A 20867-nucleotide genomic window follows, 5' to 3' on the forward strand; every position below is an offset into this window, starting at 1 on the left:
CCGCCGATTCCCTGCCCTGGGAACCGGCGGCCTGTGACACTCACTTCGCCTGGGACTTTTCCCGGGCGGCCCTGAACTCGGCCTTCTCGTACCACTTGGGCCAGGCGTCGCTGAACGCCAGGTCGTGGCTGATGTCGTAGAGCATGTTGACCTCCACGGCACCGCCGCTCAGGTCCATCTCCGGCGACCATTCGTCGGACGGCTGGTGGTAGTGCAGGCGGGTGTATTCCTCGTCCTTCGCCTTGCCCCACTCGGCGCCGTGCGCAACGCTGTCGATGCCCATGCTGGCATCGATGACGGGAATGCCCACCTTGGCCAGGTTGAAATGGTCGGAGCGGTAGTAGTAGCCGCGCTCGGGGAAGGGCTCCGGGTTCAGGACCATGTTGTGCTTGCCGGTCCAGGCCTTCAGCCTTTCCTCCAGGTCGGACTTCTTGCCGCCCACCAGCACGACGTCGTGCACCGGGCCCAGCACGCCCAGGCCATCCATATTGAAGCCGGCCACCGTCTTGCCCGCCGGGTACAGCGGATGCTGGGCATAGTATTCGGAGCCCAACAGGCCCTGCTCCTCCGCCGTGTAGGCGATGAACAGCAGGGTGCGGTCCGGCTTCGGCCCGTGGGTGTAGCGCTTGGCCATCTCGATCAGGCCGGCGATGCCGGTGGCGTTGTCCAGCGCGCCGTTATAGATGGTGTCGCCATTGACCGCCGGGCCGATGCCCAGATGGTCCCAGTGCGCGCCGACCAGCACCACCTCGTCCGGGCGTTTGGCGCCGGGGACGATGCCGACCACATTGTGCGAGATGACGTCGCGCACCACGGGGGTGATGCCGACCGACATCTTGGCGTTCATGGGGACTGCCTTGAAGCCGCGCCGGGCGGCGCTGTCCTTCAATGTGCCGTAGTCCAGACCGGCGGCCTGGAACAGTTCCTTGGCCACGTCCAACTGCACCCAGCCTTCGATGGCGCTGCGGCTCTGCAGGCCGCCGTCGGCCGGCATCAGCGTCAGCTTGGGCACGCTGTTGCTGTTGGCGACCACGCCCCAGGGGTAACCGGCGGCGCGGGTCTCGTGCACGATGATGGCGGCGGCGGCGCCATGGCGGGCCGCCTCCTCATACTTGTAGGGCCAGCGGCCGTACCAGGTCATGGCCCCGCCGCCGAACAGGGCGGGGTCGCCGGTGGCGAATCCGGGATCGTTGACCAGGATGACCACCGTCTTGCCCTTCACGTCGACGCCGGCATAGTCGTCCCAGCCGAATTCCGGGGCGGTGATGCCATAGCCGACGAAGACTAGGTCGCTGTCCTTCACCTCGGCATGATTGGTGCGCTGCCGGTTCCAGATCATCATCTGGCTGAAGTACTCGTACGACAGGGCCTTGGCCTGGCCGTCCTTGCCCGTGGCCGTGAACACCATGGGGCCGTCGGCCTTGCTGGTGATCTCGGTCATGGGCACGTCCTGCAGGAAGCTCTTGCCCCCGTCCTGGCCCGCGGCGGGCTTGAGCCCGACCTTTTTGAACTGCTCCTGGATATAGGCGATGGTCTTCTCCTCACCCGCGGTTCCGGGCTTGCGGCCCTGGAAATCGTCGGAGGCGAGGATTTTGACGTGGGCGGACAAGGCGCCGGCCGTCACTGGGCTGGCGTCCTTCGCCTGCCCCAGGCTGGCCGCCCCGACGTCCATCGCCAGGGCCGCGGCGATCAGCGCCGCGTGCCCCGTGCGTAGTCTGGCTCCCATTAGGATGAATCCCCATAATCTTGGTCGGTGTCGCCGGCGGTTACCCCGCGATAGCGCCGCTTGATCGGCAGCATACGGGGGTATCGACGGCGAAGCCAAGGGCCTGGGGATGCGCCCTGCCGAAAGTTGGATATTGGATATGGGCTTTGGCGGTGACGCCGGTCAGGCTTCGACGCGCGTGCCCCACAGATCGTATTCCTCGGCATGCTCCACCGTCACCTGGACGATATCGCCCACCGCCACGCTGGTGTCGCCGTTCATGAAGACGCTGCCGTCGATCTCCGGCGCGTCGGCCGCGGAACGGCCGATGGCGCCTTCCTCGTCCACCTCGTCGATGATGACGTCGATGGTGCGGCCGACCTTGGCCTGCATGCGTTCCTCGCTGATGGCCTGCTGGTGGGCCATCAGGCGGTTCCAGCGCTCTTCCTTCACCTCTTCCGGTACGGCCCCGTCCAGGGCGTTGGCCGGGGCGCCTTCCACTGCCTCATATTTGAAGCAGCCCAGCCGATCGATCTTGGCTTCCGACAGCCAGTCCAGCAGGAACTGGAAGTCCTGCTCGGTCTCACCGGGGAAGCCGACGATGAAGGTGGAACGGATGGTCAGGTCGGGGCAGATGTCGCGCCAGCTGCGAATCCGGTTCAGCACCTTTTCCTGGTTGCCCGGACGCTTCATGGCCTTCAGCACGCTGGGGCTGGCGTGCTGGAAGGGGATGTCCAGGTAGGGCAGCACCAGGCCCTCCGCCATCAGGGGGATGACCTCATCGACGTGCGGATAGGGATAGACATAGTGCAGGCGGACCCACGCGCCCAGGCCACCCAGTTCCCGGGCCAGGTCGGTCATGTGGGCGCGGACCTGGCGGCCCTTGAACTCGCTTTCGGCGTGGCGCAGGTCCAGGCCGTAGGCGCTGGTGTCCTGGGAGATCACCATCAGCTCGCGCACCCCGGCGTTCACCAGCCGCTCCGCCTCGCGCAGGACATTGCCGGCCGGCCGGCTGGCCAGGTCGCCGCGCAGCGAGGGGATGATACAGAAGCTGCAGCGGTGGTTGCAGCCCTCGGAAATCTTGAGGTAGGCGTAATGGCGCGGCGTCAGGCGCAGGCCCTCGGGCGGGACCAGATCAGTGTAGGGGTTGTGCACCGGCGGCAAATGGTCATGCACCGCCGACACCACCTGCTCATACTGGTGCGGTCCGGTGACGGCCAGCACGTTGGGGTACATCTCGCGGATGCGGCCCTCTTCCACACCCATGCAGCCGGTGACGATGACGCGGCCGTTTTCGCGCATGGCCTCGCCGATGGCATCCAGGCTTTCCTGCTTGGCGCTGTCGAGGAAGCCGCAGGTGTTGACCAGCACCACGTCGGCGTCATCGTAGCTGGGCGAAACCTCGTACCCCTCGGAGCGCAGCTTGGTCAGGATGCGTTCGCTGTCGACCAGGGCCTTGGGGCAACCCAGGCTGACGATGCCGACCTTGGGCGCGGCGGGGGAGGGGGTAAGGAGGTTGGGCTTGCTCATGGCGGCGCTCTGGAATCCAAAAAGGGCGCCGGCCAAGAACCCGGCGCCGCTTGCGGTCGGCGACAAAGGGCTCTCTCGAAGGCGCGCTTGCTCTATACTATAAGGTGAGCGTGGTGCCGTCGGGCGCGCCCGCTCTTCTGGGCCGGGTATATAGCGATACCGGGCCCGTTTGCCCATCCCCCGCGGACTCTGGCGCGCGTGCCAGACGCGCAGGGGAGGGGCCCGCAAATGTGGGGCGGGCCGTTGTCCTAGACGCACGGCTTACCCTGGATTTTTCCGCGCAGAGCGCTTGACGGGCAGGGGCGACGTCCATATAGTCCGCCCACATTTTTCGAGGGGCAGGCTGTAGGCCGCCCTTGCGGGCTAGACGCTGTCTCTCAAAAAGACCCCCTCGAAAATCTGTATAGCCGCACCCGAGTCCTTGTTCGGACGGCGTTTGCAAGGCCCGCGCGGAGCCAGTGGTGCTTCGTGACGGGACTTTCGTCGTTCGGAGCACGGGTTTTGGTGCTTCTTGTTTGGAACTGTGAACCGAGAGCGGTAGATGCCGACGATCAACCAGTTGATCCGCAAGTCCCGTGAGGGCGTGCCGGAGCGGGACAAGGTCCCGGCGTTGCAGGAATGCCCCCAGAAGCGCGGTGTCTGCACGCGCGTCTACACGACCACCCCGAAGAAGCCGAACTCGGCGCTGCGTAAGGTCGCCCGCGTGCGGCTGACCAACGGCCACGAGGTCATCAGCTACATTCCCGGCGAAGGGCACAACCTGCAGGAACACTCCGTGGTGATGATCCGCGGCGGCCGTGTGAAGGATCTTCCCGGCGTGCGCTATCATATCATCCGCGGTTCGTTGGATACCCAGGGCGTGAAGGACCGTCGCCAGCGTCGGTCCAAGTACGGCGCCAAGCGGCCGAAGTAAGGAGTTAGTCTATGTCACGTCGTCGTCGCGCCGAGAAGCGTGAAGTCCTGCCGGATGCCAAGTATGGCGATACCGTGCTGACGAAGTTCATGAACTGCCTGATGTACGATGGAAAGAAGTCCGTCGCCGAGCAGATCGTGTACGGCGCTCTGGAGCGTATTGAGGGCAAGGTGAAGGCTGATCCCATTCAGCTGTTCCACGATGCCCTGAACAACGTTCGTCCCTACCTGGAAGTGCGTTCCCGCCGCGTCGGCGGTGCGACCTATCAGGTGCCCGTCGAAGTCCGTCAGGAGCGCGCCCAGGCCCTGGCCATCCGTTGGCTGATCACCGCTGCTCGCGGCCGGTCGGAAAACACGATGACCGAGCGCCTGTCGGGTGAGCTGCTGGATGCGGCCAACCAGCGCGGCGTTGCCGTGAAAAAGCGTGAAGACACCCACCGTATGGCGGAGGCCAACAAGGCCTTCTCGCACTACCGGTGGTAAGGTTGGGACTGGCTTAGGCCTTAAGGAATCATGGCGCGCTCCCATCCACTCGACCGTTATCGGAACATCGGCATCTGTGCGCACATCGATGCCGGCAAGACGACGACGACCGAGCGGATCCTGTACTACACCGGCAAGTCGTATCGCATGGGCGAGGTCCACGAGGGCACCGCCGCGATGGACTGGATGGAGCAGGAGCAGGAGCGCGGCATCACCATCACTTCGGCGGCCACGACATGTTTTTGGCGTGACCACCGGGTGAACATCATCGACACGCCGGGGCATGTCGACTTCACCATCGAAGTCGAACGGTCCTTGCGGGTGCTGGATGGTGCGGTGGCGCTGTTTGATGCCGTGGCCGGGGTCGAGCCCCAATCGGAAACCGTGTGGCGGCAGGCGGACAAGTACCGTGTGCCGCGCATGTGTTTCGTCAACAAGATGGACCGGGTCGGCGCCGACTTCTTCGGCACCGTCCAGATGATCCAGGAGCGGCTGGGCGCCGATACGGCGGTCCTGCAGCTCCCCATCAAGACGGAGGCCGGTTTCACCGGCGTCGTCGACCTGGTGAAGAACAAGGCCATCGTCTGGAAAGAAGAGACGCTGGGTGCCGAGTTCTTCGAAGCGGAAGTTCCGGCCGCCCTGGCCGAGCAGGCGAGCGTGTACCGCGCCCGTCTGGTCGAGCAGGCGGTCGAAATGGATGAAGCGGCTACCGAGCGCTACCTCGAGGGTGAGGAACCCGATGAGGCGGCGCTCAAGGCGCTGATCCGGAAGGGGACGATCGCACTGCGCCTGGTTCCGGTGTTGTGCGGTTCGGCCTTCAAGAACAAGGGCGTTCAGCCGATGCTGGACGCCGTTGTCGACTTTCTGCCCTCGCCCCTGGACATCCACGATGTCGCGGGCGTGGCGCTGGACGGGGAACCGACCAGCCGGCAGACGGACGACGCGGCGCCTTTCGCCGGCTTGGCGTTCAAGGTGATGAACGATCCTTTCGCGGGATCGCTCACCTTCGTCCGGGTGTACTCGGGGCGGGTGGCGGTCGGCGATCGCGTGTTGAACGCGACCAAGGGTGAGAAGGAGAGCGTCAGCCGCATGCTGCTGATGCACGCCAACACCCGGGAAGAGATCGACGCGGCGTGCGCGGGCGACATCGTCGCCCTGGCGGGGCTGGCGAACACGACGACGGGTGACACCCTGTGCGATCCGGCGGCACCCCTGGTGCTGGAACGCATGGAATTCCCGGAGCCGGTGATCGAGGTGGTGGTCGAGCCTAAGACGCAGGCGGATCACGACCGGATGGCGATGGCCTTGCAACGCCTGGCGGCGGAGGATCCGTCCTTCCGCGTCGGTCGTGACGCCGAGACGGGGCAAACCGTCATCGGCGGCATGGGCGAGTTGCACCTGGAGATCATCGTCGATCGCATGCGGCGGGAATACCGGGTGGAGGCTGATGTCGGGGCGCCACAGGTGGCTTACCGGGAGACCATCGCCCAGAAGGCTGAGGTCGCCCATACGCTGAAGCGGCAGGTTGGCGCCATGGGGCAGTTCGCCCAGGTGACGTTGGCCTTCGAACCGTCCGAGCCCGGTAGCGGGTTCCGGTTCGAAAACAAGGTGGGCGGCAAGCTGCCCAAGGAATTCGCCCACGGGGCCCAGGGCGGCGTCGACGCCGCCAGGGACAGTGGGGTGATCGCCGGGTTCCCGGTGATCGATTTGACGGTGGTGCTGGTCGATGGGGCGTTCCACGACGTCGACAGCTCCGCCGAAGTGTTCGAGCAGGCCGCTCGCGCCGCGTTCAAGGAGGGTATGGCGAAAGCCAAGCCCGTGCTGCTTGAGCCGGTGATGGCGGTCGAGGTGGTCACCCCCGACGACTACATGGGTGACGTCATCGGCGACCTGAACAGTCGCCGGGGACAGGTGACAGGAATGGATCAGCGGGGCAATGCGCGAGTCATCATCGCCAGGGTCCCGCTGGCCAATATGTTTGGGTATGTGAACAACCTGCGCTCGATGAGCCAGGGCCGGGCGCAGTACTCGATGCAGTTTGACCACTATGAGCCGGTGCCGGCTGCCATCGCGGATGTCGTTCGCGCCAAGATGGCCTGATCTGGCAGAAGTCAAGAGAAGGAAGAGTAACCATGGCGAAGGCGAAATTCGAGCGCACCAAGCCGCATTGCAACATCGGCACCATTGGTCACGTCGACCATGGCAAGACGTCGTTGACGGCTGCGATCACGAAGGTGCTGGCTGAGTCCGGTGGTGCCACGTTCACCGCGTACGACCAGATTGACAAGGCGCCGGAAGAGAAGGCGCGCGGCATCACGATCTCGACGGCGCACGTCGAGTACGAGACGGCCAACCGTCACTACGCCCACGTGGATTGCCCCGGCCACGCCGACTACGTGAAGAACATGATCACCGGTGCGGCGCAGATGGACGGCGCGATCCTGGTGGTGTCGGCCGCCGACGGCCCGATGCCGCAGACTCGCGAGCACATCCTGCTGGCCCGCCAGGTCGGCGTGCCCGCCCTGGTGGTGTTCATGAACAAGGTCGACATGGTCGACGACCCCGAGCTGCTGGAGCTGGTGGAGCTGGAAGTGCGCGAGCTGCTGAGCAGCTACGACTTCCCTGGCGACGACATTCCGATCGTGAAGGGCTCGGCGCTGTGCGCGCTGGAGAACCGCAGCCCGGAGATCGGCCATGACGCCATCCTGGAGCTGATGAAGGCGGTCGACGCCTACATCCCGCAGCCGGAGCGTCCGGTTGACAAGCCCTTCCTGATGCCGATCGAAGACGTGTTCTCGATCTCTGGCCGTGGCACCGTGGTGACCGGCCGTGTCGAGCGCGGCATCGTGAAGGTGGGTGAGGAAATCGAGATCGTCGGCCTGAAGGCCACGGTGAAGACGACCGTCACCGGCGTTGAGATGTTCCGCAAGCTGCTGGACCAGGGCCAGGCTGGCGACAACATCGGCGCGCTGCTGCGCGGCACGAAGCGTGAAGACGTCGAGCGCGGCCAGGTTCTGGCCAAGCCCGGCTCGATCACCCCGCACACCAAGTTCGTGGCCGAAGCCTACATCCTGACGAAGGAAGAAGGCGGCCGTCACACCCCGTTCTTCACCAACTACCGTCCCCAGTTCTACTTCCGCACCACGGACGTGACGGGCATGGTCTCGCTGCCGGAAGGCACCGAGATGGTGATGCCGGGCGACAACGTGCAGGTGACCGTGGAGCTGATCGCCCCGATCGCCATGGACGAAGGCCTGCGCTTCGCCATCCGTGAAGGCGGCCGTACCGTCGGCGCCGGCGTGGTCGCCAAGATCATCGCCTGATAGTACCAACTGATTTGATTGACCGGTGTGCGGTGCCGATGCTATTCGGCACCGCTTCCAACCAAGGTTTAGGACGATGGAAAGCCAGAATATCCGGATCCGCCTGAAGGCGTTCGATCATCGCGTGCTCGACCAGTCGACCAGCGAGATCGTCAACACGGCCAAGCGGACCGGTGCCCGGGTGCGCGGTCCGATCCCGCTTCCGACCCAGATCGAGAAGTTCACGGTCAACCGTAGCCCGCACATCGACAAGAAGTCGCGCGAGCAGTTCGAGATCCGCACCCACAAGCGCCTGCTGGACATCGTCGATCCGACGCCGCAGACCGTGGACGCGCTGATGAAGCTCGACCTGGCCGCCGGCGTCGACGTCGAGATTAAGCTGTAAGTAAGAGTGGTGGGACCTCTCCCCCTGAGGATGTCCCCTGTTAGGAGAAGAGACTAAAATGCGATCCGGTTTGATCGCGCAGAAGCTCGGCATGACCCGCATCTTCACGGATGAAGGTGAGCACGTGCCGGTGACTGTGCTGAAAGTCGACAATTGCCAGGTCGTCTCCCACAAGACCGAAGACCGGGACGGGTACACCGCCCTGGAAGTCGGCGTGGGCAAGGCCAAGGTGAAGAACGTCACGAAGGCTGAGCGCGGCCACTTCGCGAAGGCGAAGGTTGAGCCGAAGAAGAAGACCGTGGAGTTCCGGGTGACCCCGGACGCCCTGGTCGAGGTCGGTGCTGAGATCACCGTCGACCATTTCGTCGCTGGCCAGTTCGTGGACGTCACCGGGACGACCATCGGTAAGGGCTTCGCCGGTGGCATGAAGCGCTGGAACTTCGGCGGCCTTCGCGCCACGCACGGTGTGTCCGTGTCGCACCGTTCGCACGGTTCGACCGGTCAGCGCCAGGATCCGGGCCGCACCTTCAAGAACAAGAAGATGGCGGGTCACCTGGGCGTTGAGCAGGTCACCACCCAGAACCTGAAGGTCGTCTCGGTCGATGTCGAGCGCGGCCTGATCCTCGTCCGCGGCGCCGTCCCCGGCTCCGAGGGCGGTTACATCCTCGTCAAGGACGCCGTGAAGAAGAAGCTGCCGGAGGGTGTTCCCTTCCCGGCCGCCTTCCGTGCGCCGACGCAGGACGCTCCTGCCGCGCAGGAGGGCTGAGCATCATGAAGACGACCGTTAAGAACCTGAAGAACGAGCAAGTCGGCGAGATCGAGCTGGACGACGCCGTGTTCGGCCTGCCGGCCCGCGCCGATCTGCTGGCCCGCATGGTGAACTGGCAGCTGGCCAAGCGCCGCCAGGGCTCGCACAAGACCAAGGGGATCTCCGAGATCTCCGGCACGACCAAGAAGCCGTGGAAGCAGAAGGGCACCGGCCGTGCCCGTCAAGGCTCCCTGCGTTCGCCGCAGTTCCGCGGCGGCGCGGTGATCTTCGGTCCGGTGGTGCGCAGCCATGAGCACGACCTGACGAAGAAGGTCCGCAAGCTGGCCCTGAAGACCGCCCTGTCGGTCAAGGCCGCCGAAGGCAAGCTGGTCATCATCGACGACGCCCGTGCGGAGACGCACAAGACCAAGGCGCTGGTCGAGCAGTTCGGCGCGCTGGGCCTCAGCTCGGTGCTGATCATCGATGGCGCCAACCTGGATGAGAACTTCGTCCGGGCCGCCGGCAACATCCCCCACGTGGATGTGCTGCCGGAGCAGGGCGCCAACGTGTACGACATCCTGCGGCGCGACACCCTGGTGTTGACCCGCAACGCGGTCGAGCAGTTGGAGGCTCGCCTGAAATGAGCAAGAACGCGAAGCCGTTTGTGAGCGCCGAGCGCATGTACGATCTGATCGTCGCGCCCGTCATCACCGAAAAGTCCACCCTGGGCTCCGAGCACAACCAGGTCACCTTCCGGGTGCCCCTGGATGCGACGAAGCCCGAGATCAAGCAGGCCGTCGAAGGCCTGTTCAAGGTCAAGGTGACGGCCGTCAACACCATCGTCTCGAAGGGCAAGACCAAGCGCTTCCGGGGCATCGTGGCTCGTCGGTCCGACTTCAAGAAGGCCATCGTGACCCTCGCCGAAGGGCACACGATCGACGTCACCACCGGCGTGTGAGGGCATAAACGATGGCACTTAAGACTTACCGCCCCATTACCCCGAGCCTCCGCCAGCTGGTGCTGGTCGACCGTTCGGAGCTGTACAAGGGCAAGCCGGTTAAGCGTCTGACGGAGGGCCTGAGCGGCACCGGCGGTCGTAACAACACCGGTCGCATCACCGCGCGTCGCATGGGCGGCGGCCACAAGCGCCGCTACCGTCTCATCGACTTCAAGCGCCGGAAGTTCGACGTCCCCGCGACCGTCGAGCGTCTGGAATACGACCCCAACCGGACGGGCTTCATCGCCCTGATCCGGTACCAGGACGGCGATCTGGCCTACATCCTGGCTCCGCAGCGCCTGAAGGCCGGTGACGTCGTCGTCGCTGGCGAGAAGGTCGACGTGAAGCCCGGCAACGCCATGCCGCTGAAGAACATCCCGGTCGGCACCATCGTCCACAATGTGGAGCTGCGTGCGGGCAAGGGCGGCCAGCTGGCCCGCTCCGCCGGTACGTTCCTGCAGCTGGTGGGTCGTGACCAGGGTTACGCTCAGCTGAAGCTGCCTTCGGGTGAGCTCCGCATGGTCCGCGGCGAGTGCATGGCCACCATCGGTGCCGTGTCCAACCCCGACCAGGCCAACACCGTGATCGGCAAGGCCGGTCGCAACCGTTGGCTGGGCCGTCGTCCGTCCGTCCGTGGCGTCGCCATGAACCCGATCGACCACCCGCACGGTGGTGGTGAAGGCCGTACCTCTGGTGGCCGTCATCCGGTTACCCCATGGGGCAAGCCGACCAAGGGCAAGAAGACGCGTAGCAACAAGAAGACTGACGGGCTGATTATCCGCCGTCGTCGCTCTAAGTAAGGAGTAGGACCCGTGACCCGTTCCGTCTGGAAGGGGCCGTTCATCGACGGCTACCTTTTGAAGAAGGCAGAGAAGGCGCGCGCGTCCGGCCGCAACGAGATCATCAAGATCTGGTCGCGCCGTTCCACGATCCTGCCCCAGTTCGTCGGTCTGACCTTTGGCGTCTACAACGGCCATAAGTTCCTGCCGGTGCTCGTGACCGAGAACATGATCGGACACAAGTTCGGTGAGTTCTCCCCGACGCGGACTTTCTACGGCCACGCGGCCGACAAGAAGGCGAAGAGGAAATAAAATGAGCAAGCCTCAATCTGAACGGCCTTTCGCCGACAACGAGGCTGCGGCGCACGGCCGGATGATCAAGTCCAGTGCCCGCAAGCTGAACCTCGTCGCCCAGATGATCCGCGGCAAGGAAGCCGGCCAGGCTCTGGCCATGCTGACCTTCTCCAAGCGCCGTATCGCCGGCGAAGTGAAGAAGGTTCTGCAGTCGGCCATCGCCAACGCCGAGAACAACCACCAGCTGGACGTCGACCGGCTGGTGGTCGCTTACGCCACCGTGGGCCGCGCCCTGGTGATGAAGCGCTTCCATGCCCGGGCCCGCGGTCGCGGCGCCCGTGTCGAGAAGTCTTACAGCAACTTGACCGTGGTCGTGCGTGAACGCGCCGAGCAAGCCACGGGGGAGACCGCGTAACATGGGTCAGAAAGTCAATCCCATCGGGCTCCGCGTCGGTATCAACCGGACCTGGGACAGCCGCTGGTTCGCCAACCGCGACTACGCCACGCTGCTGCACCAGGACCTGCGCCTGCGCAAGCACCTGCAGGGCAAGCTGGCCGCCGCCGGCGCCTCGCGCATCATCATCGAACGTCCGGCCAAGAAGGCCCGCGTCACCATCCACACGGCCCGTCCGGGTGTGGTGATCGGCAAGAAGGGCGCGGACATCGAGAAGCTGCGCCTTGATCTCAGCCGGATGACCGGTTCCGAGGTCAGCCTGAACATCGTCGAGATCCGCAAGCCGGAACTCGACGCCCGGCTGATCGCCGAGAACATCGCCAGCCAGCTGGAGCGTCGTGTCGCCTTCCGTCGCGCCATGAAGCGCGCCGTGCAGTCGGCCATGCGCCTCGGCGCCCAGGGCATCCGTATCAACTGCGGCGGCCGTCTGGGCGGCGCCGAAATCGCTCGTATGGAGTGGTATCGCGAAGGTCGCGTTCCGCTGCACACGCTGCGCGCCGAGATCGACTACGGCACGGCGACGGCTAAGACCACCTACGGCACCTGCGGTGTCAAGGTGTGGGTGTTTAAGGGCGAAATTCTGGCGCACGATCCGTTCGCCCAGGACAAGCGCGCCGATCAGCAGCCCGTCGCGGCGCGCTGAGGGTGAACGGATACTAGAGGGCAATTGCCATGCTGAGTCCGAAACGTACTAAGTACCGCAAGCAGCACAAGGGGCGCATCCACGGCGCCTCCAAGGGCGGCACCCAGTTGAACTTCGGCGCCTTTGGCCTGAAGGCGGTCGAACCGGCGCGCATCACCGCGCGCCAGATCGAGGCGGCCCGCCGCGCGATCACCCGTCACATGAAGCGTCAGGGCCGGGTCTGGATCCGGATATTCCCGGACGTGCCGGTGTCGAGCAAGCCCGCCGAAGTCCGCATGGGCTCCGGTAAGGGTTCGCCCGAGTTCTGGGCGGCCCGCGTGGCCCCCGGCCGCATCATGTTCGAGCTGGATGGCGTGCCGGCGGACCTCGCCAAGCGCGCCTTCGAGCTGGCGGCTGCCAAGCTGCCGATTAAGACCCGATTCATCACCCGCCTGGGTGAGGGAGCTGAGGCATGACCAAAGCCGTCGACCTGCGCACCAAAAGCGTGGATGAGTTGCAGGACCAGCTCTTGCAGCTGAAGAAAGAGCAGTTCAATTTGCGCTTCCAGCGCGCCTCCGGGCAGCTGGAGAATACCGCGCGTGTCGGCCAGGTTCGGCGCGACATCGCTCGGATAAAGACCATCCTGGGCCAGCGGGAAACCGCTGCGCCCGTGTCCTGACAGGGGGAAGCGTTATGCCCCGGCGTGTTTTGCAGGGCACGGTTGTGAGTGACAAGGGCGACAAGACCGTCATCGTGCTGGTCGAGCGTCGTGTTATGCACCCCGTGTACAAGAAGTTTATTAAGCAGTCGAAGAAGTATGCTGCTCATGACGAGCAGAATGCTTATAAGGCTGGCGACACGGTCACCATCGAGGAATGCCGTCCGATTTCCAAGCGGAAGCGGTGGGCCGTCGTCGTGGAAAGCGCCGCCCCTTCGGGCGCCGCCGTCTAACTGTTTTGCTTAAGGAAGCCAAACCATGATCCAGATGCAAACCAACCTGGAGGTCGCTGACAACAGCGGCGCGCGCCGGGTGCAGTGCATCAAGGTGCTGGGCGGCTCCATGCGGAAGGTCGCGGCCGTTGGCGACGTTATCGTCGTCTCGGTCAAGGAGGCCATTCCGCGGGGCCGCGTTAAGAAGGGTGACGTGCATCGCGCCGTCATCGTTCGCACCGCGAAGGAAATCCGTCGTACCGACGGTTCCGCTATCCGCTTCGACCGCAACGCGGCCGTGCTCATCAACAAGCAGGGTGAGCCGATCGGGACCCGTATCTTCGGGCCGGTTACGCGTGAGCTGCGCGCCAAGAAGTTCATGAAGATCATCTCCCTGGCGCCGGAGGTCCTGTAAATGTCGAAGATTAAGAAGGCCGACAAGGTCATCATCATCGCCGGCAAGGACAAGGGCAAGCAGGGCGAGGTGATCGCGGTCCTGCCGAAGGAGAACCGCGTCAAGGTGCGCGGCGTGAACCTGGTCAAGAAGCACCAGCGTCCGACTCCGACCCAGCAGGGCGGCATCGTTGAGCTGGAGGCGTTCATCGACGTCTCCAACGTCGCTCATGTCGACCCCAAGACCAACAAGCCGACCCGCGTCGGCTACCGGATCCTGGAGGACGGCCGCAAGGTCCGTTTCGCCAAGGTGTCCGGTGAAGTCATCGACCTGTGAGGGGCGTTATGGCTGCCAGGCTCAAAGAACATTACGATTCCGTCGTCCGCGCGTCGCTGAAGAGCGAATTCAACTACGCCAACGATCTGGAAGTGCCGCGGATCGAAAAGATCATCATTAACATGGGCGTTGGCGAAGCCACCTCCGATGGTAAGAAGATCAACGCCGCCGTCTCCGACCTGACCGCGCTGTCCGGTCAGAAGCCGGTGGTGACCCGCGCCCGCAAGTCCATCGCGCAGTTCAAGCTGCGCGAAGGCATGGCCATTGGTTGCAAGGTGACCTTGCGCCGTGAGCGCATGTACGAGTTCCTCGACCGTCTGATCACGATTGCCCTGCCGCGCGTCCGCGACTTCCGCGGCGTGTCGGGCACGAGCTTCGACGGCCGTGGCAACTACGCCATGGGTCTCAAGGAGCAGATCATTTTCCCGGAAATCGACTACGACCGCGTCGATGAAATCCGGGGGATGGACATCATCATCGTCACCACGGCGAAGACCGACAAGGAGGCCAAGGCCCTCCTGAAGGGCTTCCAGATGCCGTTCTCGAACTGAACGGCAGGAGCTTCCCATGGCCAAGACCAGTTCTGTTGAAAAGAACAAGCGCCGTGCCCGCCTGGCTAAGCAGTACGCGGGTAAGCGCAACGCGCTGAAGGCGATCGCTTCCGATCGCACTCTGCCGCCCGAGGAGCGGTTCGCCGCCCGCCTCAAGCTCGCCGAACTGCCGCGCAACTCCAGCCCGACCCGCATCCGTAACCGGTGCGAGTTGAGCGGTCGTCCGCGTGCGTTTTACCGTAAGTTTAAGCTGTCTCGTATTGCCCTGCGCGACCTGGCCTCGACCGGCCAGATCCCGGGCATGACGAAGTCCAGCTGGTAATCGGAGGTTCGGGAAATGGCGTTGAGCGATCCCTTGGGCGATATGCTGACCCGCATCCGTAATGGACAGCGGGCCCGCATGCAGTCTGTCACCAGCCCGGCCTCGAAGCTGCGCACCAACGTTCTGGAGGTGCTGAAGCGCGAGGGTTACATCCGTGGCTACTCCCTGGACACGGTTCGTCCGGGCGTCCATAGCGTGCGTATCGAGCTGAAGTATCACGAAGGCGAGCCTGTCATTAAGCAGGTGCAGCGCGTGTCGAAGCCCGGCCGCCGCATTTACTCCAAGATCGCTGATCTGCCGCGGGTCTTTAATGGCCTCGGCATCTCGATCCTGTCGACGCCGCGTGGCGTTATGTCGGACAGCGAGGCCCGTGCCGCCAATGTTGGCGGCGAGGTCCTCTGCAAAGTGTTCTAAGGAGCTGGCCACATGTCTCGTATCGGCAAGCATCCGGTGGCTGTTCCGGCTGGCGTGACCGTTCAGGTCACCGGCCAGGACATCACCGTGAAGGGCAAGCTGGGCCAGCTCAGCTTGACCCTGGTTGACGACATCTCCGCCACGCTGGAAGGCGGTGCGCTGGTGGTGAAGCCCCGCACGGAGAGCCGCAAGGCTCGCGTGAACTGGGCCACCTCCCGCACGCTGCTGGCCAACATGGTCAAGGGTGTCGATGCAGGCTTCACCAAGAACCTCGAGATCACCGGCGTGGGTTATAAGGCCGCTGTCCAGGGCCAGGAATTGCTCCTGAACCTGGGCTTCAGCCATGACGTGCGCTATCAGATCCCGGCGGGCATCTCGATGAAGTGCGACAAGCCCACCTCTATCGCCATCACCGGGTTCGACAAGCAAAAGGTCGGCCAGGTCGCGGCTGAGATCCGCGCGTACCGTCCGCCCGAGCCCTACAAGGGCAAGGGCGTCAAGTATGCGGACGAGGTGATCATCCGCAAAGAAGGCAAGAAGAAGTAAGGCGCACGATCATGAGCAATGCGAAAGTTCTGAGCGCGCGCCGCAAGCAGCGGGTGCGCACACGGGTCCGGAAGCTGGGCCAGGGGCGTCCGCGCCTCTCGGTGTTCCGTTCCAGCCAGCACATCTACGCCCAGGTCATCGACGACGTGGCCGGCCAGACCAAGGCCGCTGCCTCGTCCATCGACAAGGCCCTGCGCGAGGCGCTGAAGACCGGTGCCGATATCGAGGCGGCCAAGGCCGTCGGCAAGCTGATTGCCGAACGGGCCAAGGAAGCCGGCATCACGGAAGTGGTGTTCGATCGCGGTTCTTACCTGTTCCATGGCCGGGTCAAGGCCCTGGCCGACGCCGCGCGCGAAGCCGGCCTGCAGTTCTAAGGGGTAGCGATTATGGCACGTAACGAAAGGGACGGCGGCAACAGCGGCGGTCGCGAGCGTGGCGGAGACCGGGATCGTACGCCCCGGGACCGCGAGGAAAGCGAGCTGGTAGAAAAGCTCGTTGGTATTAACCGCGTCGCCAAGGTGGTGAAGGGTGGCCGTCGTTTCGGCTTCGCCGCCCTGGTCGTGGTGGGTGACGCCAAGGGTCGCGTCGGCGTTGGTTCGGGCAAGGCCCGCGAAGTGCCGGAAGCCATCCGCAAGGCGACCGACCAGGCCAAGCGCTCCATGATCCGCGTTCCGCTCCGTGAGGGCCGGACGCTGCATCATGACGTGCATGGTCACTTTGGCGCCGGCCGGGTGGTGCTGCGCACCGCCGACGCCGGTACCGGCATCATCGCCGGTGGTCCGATGCGCGCGATCTTCGAGGCTCTCGGCGTCCAGGACGTCGTGACCAAGTCGGTCGGCACCTCGAACCCGCACAACATGATCAAGGCGACCTTCGACGCCCTGTCCCAGTGCGTCAGCCCCCGCGCCGTCGCCGCTCGCCGTGGCCGTCGCGTCAGCGACATCCTGGGCCGCCGCGAGGCCGGTGCCGAGGTGAAGGAGAGCGCGTGATGAGCGAGAAGAACACCGTCATCGTGACCCAAATCGGCAGCCCCATCGGCCGCCAGAAGGACCAGCGGGCGACGCTGGTGGGTCTTGGTCTCAACAAGCTGCACCGTACCAGCGAGCTGGAGGATACTCCTTCGGTCCGCGGTATGATCGCCAAGGTGCAGCACCTCGTGCGCGTCGAGAAGGCCTCCTGAGGCCTTCCCGATACGGCTTGAAGGGATAAAGTCATGAAGCTTACGGATATTCGCGACAACCCGGGCGCCCGCAAGGCGCCCACCCGGGTTGGTCGGGGCATCGGCTCCGGCAAGGGCAAGACCGGCGGCCGTGGCGTGAAGGGTCAGACCTCGCGTTCCGGCGTGTCGATCAATGGCTTCGAAGGCGGTCAGATGCCCCTGCATCGCCGTCTGCCGAAGCGTGGTTTCAACAATCTGTTCGGCACCGATTACGCGGTGGTGAACGTGGGCACCGTGCAGAAGGCCATCGATGAAGGCCGTCTGAACGCCGCCGACGTGATCACCGCCGAGATCCTGGTGGGTGCCGGCCTGGTGCGCGCTACCCGCGACGGTGTGCGTCTGCTGGCCAAGGGCAGCATCACCGCGAAGGTGGCGTTTGACGTCGCCGGCGCCTCCGCCGCGGCCGTGGCCGCCGTGGAAGCCGCTGGTGGTTCCGTCAAGGTGCCCGCCGAAGCTGCTGCCGAGTGATTTAAGGAAGTGCGGCCGGCGTTCGTGATAAAAGCGAGCGTCGGCCGTCTTTCTTTCTGCCGCAGGTCTCCCCATCTGGGGTGGGACCCATCAGGGGGACCGGCGACGGTCCCTTTTCTTTTGTCCTTTTGTACCGTCTGTGCCGCGCCATATAGGGCGCCTCGATAGGAACGGATTCCATGGCTTCAGCCGCCGAGCAGCTCGCCGCCAATCTTAATTTCGGCTCCTTCGCCAAGGCCACGGAACTGAAGAAGCGGCTCTGGTTCACCCTGGGAGCGCTCATCGTTTTCCGCCTGGGCACCTATGTTCCCCTGCCGGGCATCAACATCCAGGCCTTCGCCGATGTTTTCAACCAGGCCAAGGGCGGCATCCTGGGCATGTTCAACATGTTCGCGGGTGGCGCCATTGAGCGCATGAGCATCTTCGCGCTCAACATCATGCCCTACATCTCCGCCAGCATCATCGTGCAGCTGCTGACGGCCGTGATCCCCAGCCTTGAGGCCATGAAGAAAGAGGGCGAGGCGGGGCGCAAGAAGATCAACCAGTACACCCGCTACGGCACCGTCATCCTCGCCATCTTCCAGTCCTACGGGCTGGCCGTGGCGCTGCAGGGCGCCAAGGGTGGCACGGTGATCGATCCCGGTCCCTTCTTCATCATCAGCACCGTGGTCACCATGGTGGGCGGCACCATGTTCCTGATGTGGCTGGGTGAGCAGATCACCGCCCGGGGCGTGGGCAACGGCACGTCGCTGATCATCTTCACCGGCATCGTGGCGGCCCTGCCCAAGGCGCTGATGCAGTTGCTGGAACTGGGCCGCACCGGCGCCATCGGTTTCGGCCTGCTGGGGCTGCTGCTGCTGGTTGCGGTGGGGGTGATCTTCTTCATCGTGTTCATGGAACGCGCCCAGCGTCGCTTGATCGTGCAGTACCCGAAGCGCCAGGTCGGCAACAAGGTGTACGGTGGCGAAGCCTCGCACCTGCCCTTGAAGCTGAACACGTCGGGCGTCATTCCGCCGATTTTCGCCAGCTCGCTCCTGTTGCTGCCGGCCACCGTCACCGGGTTCTCCGGTGGTAGTGGGCCGCAGATTCTGCAGACCGTCGCCCGCTACATCACGCATGGCCAGCCGCTGTACATCGTGCTGTACATGGCGCTGATCGTTTTCTTCAGTTTCTTCTACACGGCGGTCGTGTTCAACCCGACCGAGACGGCGGAAAACCTGAAGAAGTACGGGGGCTTCATCCCCGGCATCCGCCCGGGCAAGAATACCGCCGACTACCTGGATTTCGTTCTGACCCGCCTGACGGTGCTGGGCGCCGGTTACCTGGTGATCGTCTGCCTCATGCCCGAATTGTTGATGGCGAAGAACGCGATACCTTTCTATTTTGGCGGCACCAGCCTGCTGATTGTGGTAACGGTGACCATGGACACGGTGGCCCAGATCCATTCGCATCTGCTGGCGCATCAATATGAAGGCCTCATCAAGAAGGCGAAGCTAAAGGGGAGGCGTGGATGAACCTGATTCTTCTGGGGCCGCCGGGTGCCGGCAAGGGGACGCAGGCGCAGCGGCTAGAGCGGAAGTTCGGGTTGGTGCAGTTGTCGACGGGTGACATGTTGCGGGCGCTGGTCGCCGGCGGCAGCCCGCTGGGCGCTCAGGCCAAGGAGATCATGGGTGCCGGCAAGCTGATGCCGGACGCGCTGATGGTCGAGATGATCGCCGACCGCATCACCCAGCCGGATTGCGCCAAGGGTTTCATCTTGGACGGTTTTCCCCGTACGGTTCCGCAGGCCGAAGCTTTGGATCGCATGTTGGCGGAGAAAAGCCTGAAGCTCGACCACATCATTGAGATGGTGGTCGACGACGCCGCCCTGGTGGAGCGCGTGACCGGGCGCTATACCTGCGCCAAGTGCGGCGCCGGTTACCACGACTCCTTCCACCAGCCCAAGGTCGCCGGCGTCTGCGACATCTGCGGGTCGACCGAATTCAAGCGTCGCGCCGATGACAACGCCGAGACCTTCACCAAGCGTCTGGCTGAGTATCATGCGCTGACGGCGCCCATCCTGCCCTATTACAAGGGCAAGGGCGTGCTGAAGCAGGTCGACGGCATGGCGGAGATCGACGAGGTCACCCGGCAGCTGGAAGCTATCCTCGGCGTCTGAGTCCCCTGGGCGGATGCCGATGGGATGACTAAGGAAGGGCCGCTTCCCCGGGAGGGGAGGCGGCCTTTTCCACGTTGGCCCCCCCCCACTCGATCGCGTGCGTTTAGAGAGGGGCGGTACCCTCGCTGGCGCTGTTGACATGTGGTCGCGCCTGCGTATACTCCCGCATCCGATCAATCCCGTGCCTTCGCGGCTTGGGAGGGATTCGGAAAACCGGCTTCGGCCTGCGCCTTTTGAGGTGGCGGGGCGGGGTTGGTTCGTATGTGCATTTGGAGATCCCGGATTTCCGGGACTTCTTCGGATGAGATGCCTCGAAGTTCGTCGGTCATCCCCGCCACGGGGGCCGGTGTTCAGGCGGGGTGTGGACGAAGATCGCACCGTCCTGGCGACAATGCCGGGACGGGCATGAAAGATGGAGAGAGCGCGTGGCGCGTATCGCTGGCGTTAATATTCCCACCGCGAAGCGGGTGGAGATCGCCCTTCAGTACATTCACGGCATCGGTCCCTTCATGGCGAAGGAGATCTGCGGCAAGGTTGGCATTCCCCTGGAGCGCCGCGTGCATCAGCTGACCGACGACGAAGTCCTGCGTATCCGCGAAGTCATCGACAGCGACTATTCGGTCGAAGGCGACCTGCGTCGCTCCGTCGCCATGAACATCAAGCGGCTCATGGACATGGCTTGCTACCGTGGTCTGCGTCACCGTCGGGGCCTGCCGGTCCGCGGTCAGCGCACCCACACCAACGCGCGGACCCGCAAGGGCCCGGCCAAGCCGATCGCCGGTAAGAAGAAGTAAGCTGAAGGACTGATAAGAAATGGCAAAGCCCAATGCTTCTGCCGCCCGGCTTCGTCGCCGCGAGCGCAAGAACATCACCTCGGGCGTGGCGCATGTGAACGCCTCGTTCAACAACACCATGATCACCATCACCGATGCCCAGGGCAACACCATCGCCTGGTCCTCGTCGGGCATGATGGGCTTCAAGGGTTCGCGCAAGTCCACCCCCTACGCCGCCCAGATGGCCGCCGAAGACGCGGGCCGCAAGGCCCAGGAACACGGCATGCGCACCCTGGAAGTGGAAGTGAAGGGGCCGGGTTCGGGCCGCGAGTCCGCCCTGCGCGCCCTGCAGTCGGTCGGCTTCCAGATCACGTCCATCCGCGACGTGACGCCGATCCCGCACAACGGCGTTCGCCCGCCGAAGAAGCGTCGCGTCTGATTCTACCGATTACGGAAGGGCCCTTCGCGGGCCCTTCCGGCCCAACGCTTCCGCGTTTCCCCGCCGCCCCGGGACGGGCGTCCGC

Annotated in this window: 31 protein-coding genes; 29 read left to right on the forward strand and 2 right to left on the reverse strand. The window is 64.4% G+C overall.

From position 1 onward, the window contains the following. Window positions 1-40: 40 nt before the first annotated feature. Both FHS74_RS02595 and rimO read right to left on the reverse strand, forming a co-directional pair. Window positions 41-1726, reverse strand: coding sequence for a M28 family peptidase (locus tag FHS74_RS02595; protein ID WP_246462862.1), 1686 nt, complete (start codon window positions 1724-1726; stop codon window positions 41-43). A 162-nt stretch (window positions 1727-1888) separates the two neighbouring features. After that, window positions 1889-3235 (reverse strand): 30S ribosomal protein S12 methylthiotransferase RimO, encoded by a 1347-nt coding sequence (gene rimO, locus FHS74_RS02600; protein WP_184797129.1) that lies wholly within the window; start codon window positions 3233-3235, stop codon window positions 1889-1891. 541 nt (window positions 3236-3776) lie between these two features. Here rimO and rpsL point away from each other — a divergent pair. The 29 genes from rpsL (at window position 3777) to rpsK (ending at window position 20782) form a co-directional block, all read left to right on the forward strand. Further along, a complete protein-coding gene (gene rpsL / locus FHS74_RS02605) occupies window positions 3777-4148 on the forward strand; it encodes a 30S ribosomal protein S12 (RefSeq protein ID WP_004274236.1) in 372 nt (123 codons plus the stop codon). 11 nt (window positions 4149-4159) lie between these two features. Further along, window positions 4160-4630, forward strand: a complete 471-nt coding sequence (rpsG, locus tag FHS74_RS02610; RefSeq protein WP_184797131.1) for a 30S ribosomal protein S7 — start codon at window positions 4160-4162, stop codon at window positions 4628-4630. A 30-nt stretch (window positions 4631-4660) separates the two neighbouring features. After that, window positions 4661-6730 carry an elongation factor G gene (fusA, locus tag FHS74_RS02615; RefSeq protein WP_184797133.1) on the forward strand — a complete coding sequence of 690 codons (2070 nt, stop codon included), beginning with the start codon at window positions 4661-4663 and terminating at the stop codon, window positions 6728-6730. A 32-nt stretch (window positions 6731-6762) separates the two neighbouring features. Beyond that, window positions 6763-7953, forward strand: a complete 1191-nt coding sequence (tuf, locus tag FHS74_RS02620; protein WP_184797135.1) for an elongation factor Tu — start codon at window positions 6763-6765, stop codon at window positions 7951-7953. A 76-nt stretch (window positions 7954-8029) separates the two neighbouring features. Then, window positions 8030-8338, forward strand: coding sequence for a 30S ribosomal protein S10 (gene rpsJ, locus FHS74_RS02625; protein ID WP_184797137.1), 309 nt, complete (start codon window positions 8030-8032; stop codon window positions 8336-8338). Between the two features lie 58 nt (window positions 8339-8396). Next, on the forward strand, window positions 8397-9104 hold the full coding sequence (gene rplC, locus FHS74_RS02630; RefSeq protein ID WP_145751461.1) for a 50S ribosomal protein L3: 708 nt from the start codon (window positions 8397-8399) through the stop codon (window positions 9102-9104). A 5-nt stretch (window positions 9105-9109) separates the two neighbouring features. Continuing rightward, the gene (gene rplD, locus FHS74_RS02635; RefSeq protein ID WP_184797139.1) at window positions 9110-9730 is read left to right on the forward strand and encodes a 50S ribosomal protein L4; all 621 of its coding nucleotides are present in this window, start codon (window positions 9110-9112) and stop codon (window positions 9728-9730) included. Further along, a complete protein-coding gene (locus FHS74_RS02640) occupies window positions 9727-10044 on the forward strand; it encodes a 50S ribosomal protein L23 (RefSeq protein ID WP_088871757.1) in 318 nt (105 codons plus the stop codon). The genes rplD and FHS74_RS02640 overlap by 4 nt, the downstream gene beginning before the upstream one ends. 11 nt (window positions 10045-10055) lie before the next feature. Next, entirely contained in the window at window positions 10056-10883 is an 828-nt protein-coding gene (gene rplB / locus FHS74_RS02645; RefSeq protein ID WP_184797141.1) for a 50S ribosomal protein L2, read from the forward strand. Between the two features lie 12 nt (window positions 10884-10895). Beyond that, window positions 10896-11174: a 30S ribosomal protein S19 gene (gene rpsS / locus FHS74_RS02650; protein ID WP_004273665.1), complete on the forward strand. Its 279-nt coding sequence runs from the start codon at window positions 10896-10898 to the stop codon at window positions 11172-11174. 1 nt (window position 11175) lies between these two features. Next, complete coding sequence (gene rplV / locus FHS74_RS02655) at window positions 11176-11571, forward strand: 50S ribosomal protein L22 (protein ID WP_184797143.1); 396 nt, start codon at window positions 11176-11178, stop codon at window positions 11569-11571. A gap of 1 nt (window position 11572) precedes the next feature. Then, on the forward strand, window positions 11573-12253 hold the full coding sequence (gene rpsC, locus FHS74_RS02660) for a 30S ribosomal protein S3 (protein ID WP_184797145.1): 681 nt from the start codon (window positions 11573-11575) through the stop codon (window positions 12251-12253). Between the two features lie 29 nt (window positions 12254-12282). Beyond that, window positions 12283-12708 carry a 50S ribosomal protein L16 gene (rplP, locus tag FHS74_RS02665; protein ID WP_044564203.1) on the forward strand — a complete coding sequence of 142 codons (426 nt, stop codon included), beginning with the start codon at window positions 12283-12285 and terminating at the stop codon, window positions 12706-12708. After that, on the forward strand, window positions 12705-12911 hold the full coding sequence (gene rpmC, locus FHS74_RS02670; RefSeq protein ID WP_040848404.1) for a 50S ribosomal protein L29: 207 nt from the start codon (window positions 12705-12707) through the stop codon (window positions 12909-12911). The genes rplP and rpmC overlap by 4 nt, the downstream gene beginning before the upstream one ends. A 14-nt stretch (window positions 12912-12925) precedes the next feature. Then, window positions 12926-13183 carry a 30S ribosomal protein S17 gene (gene rpsQ / locus FHS74_RS02675; protein WP_004273663.1) on the forward strand — a complete coding sequence of 86 codons (258 nt, stop codon included), beginning with the start codon at window positions 12926-12928 and terminating at the stop codon, window positions 13181-13183. Between the two features lie 25 nt (window positions 13184-13208). Next, window positions 13209-13577, forward strand: coding sequence for a 50S ribosomal protein L14 (gene rplN / locus FHS74_RS02680; protein WP_004273662.1), 369 nt, complete (start codon window positions 13209-13211; stop codon window positions 13575-13577). After that, window positions 13578-13892, forward strand: a complete 315-nt coding sequence (rplX, locus tag FHS74_RS02685) for a 50S ribosomal protein L24 (protein ID WP_145729962.1) — start codon at window positions 13578-13580, stop codon at window positions 13890-13892. Window positions 13893-13900: 8 nt separating this feature from the next. Then, the gene (gene rplE / locus FHS74_RS02690; RefSeq protein WP_184797147.1) at window positions 13901-14443 is read left to right on the forward strand and encodes a 50S ribosomal protein L5; all 543 of its coding nucleotides are present in this window, start codon (window positions 13901-13903) and stop codon (window positions 14441-14443) included. 16 nt (window positions 14444-14459) lie between these two features. Further along, entirely contained in the window at window positions 14460-14765 is a 306-nt protein-coding gene (gene rpsN, locus FHS74_RS02695) for a 30S ribosomal protein S14 (protein ID WP_184797149.1), read from the forward strand. Between the two features lie 15 nt (window positions 14766-14780). Beyond that, window positions 14781-15179 (forward strand): 30S ribosomal protein S8, encoded by a 399-nt coding sequence (gene rpsH, locus FHS74_RS02700; RefSeq protein WP_004273660.1) that lies wholly within the window; start codon window positions 14781-14783, stop codon window positions 15177-15179. A gap of 12 nt (window positions 15180-15191) precedes the next feature. After that, on the forward strand, window positions 15192-15725 hold the full coding sequence (rplF, locus tag FHS74_RS02705; protein ID WP_184797150.1) for a 50S ribosomal protein L6: 534 nt from the start codon (window positions 15192-15194) through the stop codon (window positions 15723-15725). Window positions 15726-15736: 11 nt separating this feature from the next. After that, a complete protein-coding gene (gene rplR, locus FHS74_RS02710) occupies window positions 15737-16099 on the forward strand; it encodes a 50S ribosomal protein L18 (RefSeq protein WP_184797151.1) in 363 nt (120 codons plus the stop codon). 12 nt (window positions 16100-16111) lie between these two features. Beyond that, window positions 16112-16714, forward strand: coding sequence for a 30S ribosomal protein S5 (gene rpsE, locus FHS74_RS02715; RefSeq protein ID WP_145729964.1), 603 nt, complete (start codon window positions 16112-16114; stop codon window positions 16712-16714). Beyond that, window positions 16714-16905 carry a 50S ribosomal protein L30 gene (gene rpmD, locus FHS74_RS02720; RefSeq protein ID WP_040848399.1) on the forward strand — a complete coding sequence of 64 codons (192 nt, stop codon included), beginning with the start codon at window positions 16714-16716 and terminating at the stop codon, window positions 16903-16905. Before rpsE ends, rpmD begins: the two co-directional genes overlap by 1 nt. Window positions 16906-16938: 33 nt before the next feature. Then, a complete protein-coding gene (gene rplO / locus FHS74_RS02725; protein WP_184797152.1) occupies window positions 16939-17412 on the forward strand; it encodes a 50S ribosomal protein L15 in 474 nt (157 codons plus the stop codon). A 179-nt stretch (window positions 17413-17591) separates the two neighbouring features. Further along, window positions 17592-18926 carry a preprotein translocase subunit SecY gene (gene secY / locus FHS74_RS02730; protein ID WP_184797153.1) on the forward strand — a complete coding sequence of 445 codons (1335 nt, stop codon included), beginning with the start codon at window positions 17592-17594 and terminating at the stop codon, window positions 18924-18926. Beyond that, complete coding sequence (locus FHS74_RS02735) at window positions 18923-19570, forward strand: adenylate kinase (RefSeq protein ID WP_184797154.1); 648 nt, start codon at window positions 18923-18925, stop codon at window positions 19568-19570. The genes secY and FHS74_RS02735 overlap by 4 nt, the downstream gene beginning before the upstream one ends. A gap of 425 nt (window positions 19571-19995) precedes the next feature. Further along, on the forward strand, window positions 19996-20364 hold the full coding sequence (gene rpsM, locus FHS74_RS02740) for a 30S ribosomal protein S13 (protein WP_184797155.1): 369 nt from the start codon (window positions 19996-19998) through the stop codon (window positions 20362-20364). Window positions 20365-20383: 19 nt separating this feature from the next. After that, on the forward strand, window positions 20384-20782 hold the full coding sequence (gene rpsK / locus FHS74_RS02745; protein WP_004273656.1) for a 30S ribosomal protein S11: 399 nt from the start codon (window positions 20384-20386) through the stop codon (window positions 20780-20782). Window positions 20783-20867 lie beyond the last annotated feature (85 nt).

The organism is Nitrospirillum iridis, from assembly GCF_014205765.1.
GTDB lineage: Bacteria > Pseudomonadota > Alphaproteobacteria > Azospirillales > Azospirillaceae > Nitrospirillum > Nitrospirillum iridis.

What these genes read in the sequence shown, in the direction of transcription:
- rplO (WP_184797152.1), top strand. Translation starts at nt 16,939, where the DNA reads ATGAAGCTTACGGATATTCGCGACAACCCGGGCGCCCGCAAGGCGCCC.
- rplB (WP_184797141.1), top strand. Translation starts at nt 10,056, where the DNA reads ATGGCACTTAAGACTTACCGCCCCATTACCCCGAGCCTCCGCCAGCTG.
- rpsN (WP_184797149.1), top strand. Translation starts at nt 14,460, where the DNA reads ATGGCCAAGACCAGTTCTGTTGAAAAGAACAAGCGCCGTGCCCGCCTG.
- rplD (WP_184797139.1), top strand. Translation starts at nt 9,110, where the DNA reads ATGAAGACGACCGTTAAGAACCTGAAGAACGAGCAAGTCGGCGAGATC.
- rplF (WP_184797150.1), top strand. Translation starts at nt 15,192, where the DNA reads ATGTCTCGTATCGGCAAGCATCCGGTGGCTGTTCCGGCTGGCGTGACC.
- rpsC (WP_184797145.1), top strand. Translation starts at nt 11,573, where the DNA reads ATGGGTCAGAAAGTCAATCCCATCGGGCTCCGCGTCGGTATCAACCGG.
- rpsJ (WP_184797137.1), top strand. Translation starts at nt 8,030, where the DNA reads ATGGAAAGCCAGAATATCCGGATCCGCCTGAAGGCGTTCGATCATCGC.
- rpsH (WP_004273660.1), top strand. Translation starts at nt 14,781, where the DNA reads ATGGCGTTGAGCGATCCCTTGGGCGATATGCTGACCCGCATCCGTAAT.
- rimO (WP_184797129.1), bottom strand. Translation starts at nt 3,235, where the DNA reads ATGAGCAAGCCCAACCTCCTTACCCCCTCCCCCGCCGCGCCCAAGGTC.
- rpmD (WP_040848399.1), top strand. Translation starts at nt 16,714, where the DNA reads ATGAGCGAGAAGAACACCGTCATCGTGACCCAAATCGGCAGCCCCATC.
- rpsK (WP_004273656.1), top strand. Translation starts at nt 20,384, where the DNA reads ATGGCAAAGCCCAATGCTTCTGCCGCCCGGCTTCGTCGCCGCGAGCGC.
- tuf (WP_184797135.1), top strand. Translation starts at nt 6,763, where the DNA reads ATGGCGAAGGCGAAATTCGAGCGCACCAAGCCGCATTGCAACATCGGC.
- secY (WP_184797153.1), top strand. Translation starts at nt 17,592, where the DNA reads ATGGCTTCAGCCGCCGAGCAGCTCGCCGCCAATCTTAATTTCGGCTCC.
- FHS74_RS02640 (WP_088871757.1), top strand. Translation starts at nt 9,727, where the DNA reads ATGAGCAAGAACGCGAAGCCGTTTGTGAGCGCCGAGCGCATGTACGAT.
- fusA (WP_184797133.1), top strand. Translation starts at nt 4,661, where the DNA reads ATGGCGCGCTCCCATCCACTCGACCGTTATCGGAACATCGGCATCTGT.
- rplE (WP_184797147.1), top strand. Translation starts at nt 13,901, where the DNA reads ATGGCTGCCAGGCTCAAAGAACATTACGATTCCGTCGTCCGCGCGTCG.
- rplN (WP_004273662.1), top strand. Translation starts at nt 13,209, where the DNA reads ATGATCCAGATGCAAACCAACCTGGAGGTCGCTGACAACAGCGGCGCG.
- rpsQ (WP_004273663.1), top strand. Translation starts at nt 12,926, where the DNA reads ATGCCCCGGCGTGTTTTGCAGGGCACGGTTGTGAGTGACAAGGGCGAC.
- rplX (WP_145729962.1), top strand. Translation starts at nt 13,578, where the DNA reads ATGTCGAAGATTAAGAAGGCCGACAAGGTCATCATCATCGCCGGCAAG.
- FHS74_RS02595 (WP_246462862.1), bottom strand. Translation starts at nt 1,726, where the DNA reads ATGGGAGCCAGACTACGCACGGGGCACGCGGCGCTGATCGCCGCGGCC.
- rpmC (WP_040848404.1), top strand. Translation starts at nt 12,705, where the DNA reads ATGACCAAAGCCGTCGACCTGCGCACCAAAAGCGTGGATGAGTTGCAG.
- FHS74_RS02735 (WP_184797154.1), top strand. Translation starts at nt 18,923, where the DNA reads ATGAACCTGATTCTTCTGGGGCCGCCGGGTGCCGGCAAGGGGACGCAG.
- rpsL (WP_004274236.1), top strand. Translation starts at nt 3,777, where the DNA reads ATGCCGACGATCAACCAGTTGATCCGCAAGTCCCGTGAGGGCGTGCCG.
- rplV (WP_184797143.1), top strand. Translation starts at nt 11,176, where the DNA reads ATGAGCAAGCCTCAATCTGAACGGCCTTTCGCCGACAACGAGGCTGCG.
- rplP (WP_044564203.1), top strand. Translation starts at nt 12,283, where the DNA reads ATGCTGAGTCCGAAACGTACTAAGTACCGCAAGCAGCACAAGGGGCGC.
- rpsE (WP_145729964.1), top strand. Translation starts at nt 16,112, where the DNA reads ATGGCACGTAACGAAAGGGACGGCGGCAACAGCGGCGGTCGCGAGCGT.
- rplR (WP_184797151.1), top strand. Translation starts at nt 15,737, where the DNA reads ATGAGCAATGCGAAAGTTCTGAGCGCGCGCCGCAAGCAGCGGGTGCGC.
- rplC (WP_145751461.1), top strand. Translation starts at nt 8,397, where the DNA reads ATGCGATCCGGTTTGATCGCGCAGAAGCTCGGCATGACCCGCATCTTC.
- rpsG (WP_184797131.1), top strand. Translation starts at nt 4,160, where the DNA reads ATGTCACGTCGTCGTCGCGCCGAGAAGCGTGAAGTCCTGCCGGATGCC.